Genomic DNA, 2,502 nt, shown 5'->3' on the forward strand with positions numbered 1-2,502 from the left:
TCAACCGCCTAAAAAACTTTTCATCGCTTCGCTCGAAAAGTTTTTTAGATATTGTAACACTACTATTTTCATACTTAATAAGGAGAACTGTATTATGATTGAAGGAGAAGACAAGAAAGGTTTTTTTAACAAGTTATCTCAGGATGCAAAAACTGTTGTAAAAGATCGTATTATTGGAAAATATTTTTCTGAAATGAAAGGCTGCTACGGAAAGGCTTTTGCACTTCTGGCAGTTTATTCTTTGATTCTGGCAGCATCTGCAATAACGATTGTTGGACCTTTAATTATTGCAGGATCTATGACGCTTGGCCTTTCAAGGGGATTTCTTGAACTTGCAAGGAAAAAGAAAACGCCTTTTTCTGTTCTGTTTTCGGGCTTCAGGGATTTTAAGAGGTCTTTCTGTACGTTCCTGCTTGTTGCATTAAAGACAGTCCTGTGGTCACTTCTTTTTGTTGTACCGGGAATTATTGCAGCAATCCGCTATTCACTTTCATTTTTTGTTCTTGCCGACAATCCTGACATAAAGGCACGCGAAGCAATTGAAAAGTCAAAGCAGATGATGAAAGGCAAAAAATTAAAATACTGTATCGTTTCTATATGCTTTACCAGTTTTTACGGCTGGTTTTATTTATCGTCTGTAATCTTAGTAGCACTTGAAAACCTGAACCTTGACTTTATTGAGATTATCTATCTTGTTTTAGGTATATTTGAAGCCGTTTACAGTGTGCTTGTTTTCCCTGTTTTATTCTATGCCGTAACAAAAATGTTCTATCCGGATGTATTTAACGGAATGCAGGAAGAAACTTCAGAAGAAAACGCTGCGGAAGAATCAGTAAAAAAAGAACCTAAGCCAAAAAAGGAACGCAAACCGCTTTCTAAAAAGGCAAAGAAAATTATTGCAGGTTCGTTTCTGGCAGTAATTCTTGCCGTCCTTATATATCTTGTTTTCGGACTTAAAATATTCTATACGTACAAGCCAAAAATGGTAAAGATTCCAGGCCAGCATTACGAGATGATGTCGTCAGAGGTAACGCAGGAATTGTATGAATCTGTAACCGGCAGAAATCCAAGTTCTTTTTCAGAAGGATTTAAGGCAAAATACAGGCCTGTAGAAAACGTAAGCTGGTATGATGCAATCTATTTCTGTAACCTTCTTAGCAAAAGCGAAGGTCTTGAACCTGTATATGCGGTAAACGGCAAAAAAAACGTATCGCAATGGAACTATAAACCGCACAGGGAGTATGAAATAGAAGGAAAGATAACGCAGGATTTAAGTGCAAACGGTTACCGTCTTCCTACTGTTGAAGAATGGCAGTATGCGGCAAAAGGCGGTAAGGATTATACCTATGCAGGGAGTGACAATATAGATAAGGTTGCATGGTATGAAGATAACAGCGGCAAAACGACTCACCCTGTAGCACAGAAAAAGGCAAACGGTTAAGGACTGTATGATATGAGCGGTAACGTATGGGAGTGGTGCTGGGATGTCCTCCCGTACTACAGCGGCAGCCACTATTACTGCGGCGGCGGCTGGGGCGACTACGCCAGCAACTGCGAGGTGGACTACATGCGCTTCCGCAACGCCGACGACCGCTACTACGACCTTGGTTTTCGTCTTGTCCGCACGGTAATAACTGCACCAAAAATGGTAAAGATTCCTGATCAAGAATATGAAATGATGACAACAGAAGTAACGCAGGGACTTTATTGTGCAGTAATGGGTGAAAATCCAAGTTGCTTCCAAAAGAAAAATATTGATGTCATAAGGAAAAATTTGGGCTCTGAGGCAGCACAGGAAATATTAAACGGTGTTTCCCTGAATAATCCTGTAGAAATGGTAAGCTGGTATGATGCAATCTGCTTCTGTAACAGGCTTAGCATAAAAGCTGGACTTACACCTTTTTATACGGTTGACGGTAAGACAGATACAGAAGAATGGAATTATATTCCCGGTAACTGGCATGAAATAAAAGGACAGCTTTCGTTTGATAACAATGCAGACGGCTACCGTCTTCCAACCGTTGAAGAATGGCTTTATGCAGCAAAGGGCGGACAGGATTACAACTATGCAGGAAGCGATGATATAGAAGAAGTCTGCTGGTATAAGGATAACACCGGTAATACAACACAGCCTGCAGGACAGAAGAAACCTAACGGCTACGGACTTTATGATATGAGCGGAAATGTGTGGGAATTCAACTTTAATTTTGATACTGACAATAATGCTGTGTGCAGTGGCAGCGCTTGCTGTGACAATTCTGATAATTGTATTTTAGGAGTTATGGCCAGCAACAAGACTTCCTACTGTAATCCATACATAGGCTTCCGCCTTGCACGCGGTGTTATAAAGATGTAACAGCTCACTAAGGAAGTGCTGAGTAACACTTGAAGCGATTACTCAACACTTCCTGTCAAATTGCCGTAAGTCTTTGACTTACGGACAATTAGCGAAATTCAAGGTTAACACTGAAAAATCCTCAATAGGATTTATTCAGTGTTTCC

At 40.4% G+C, this 2,502-nt stretch carries 1 pseudogene; it reads left to right on the forward strand.

Annotation, left to right across the window (positions count from 1 at the left end):
- Positions 1-298 precede the first annotated feature (298 nt).
- Positions 299-2,356 (forward strand): annotated as a pseudogene (locus ACI4L0_RS09840) (DUF975 family protein).
- Positions 2,357-2,502: the final 146 nt, after the last annotated feature.

The organism is Treponema sp. (assembly GCF_051883275.1).
Classification (GTDB): domain Bacteria; phylum Spirochaetota; class Spirochaetia; order Treponematales; family Treponemataceae; genus Treponema_D.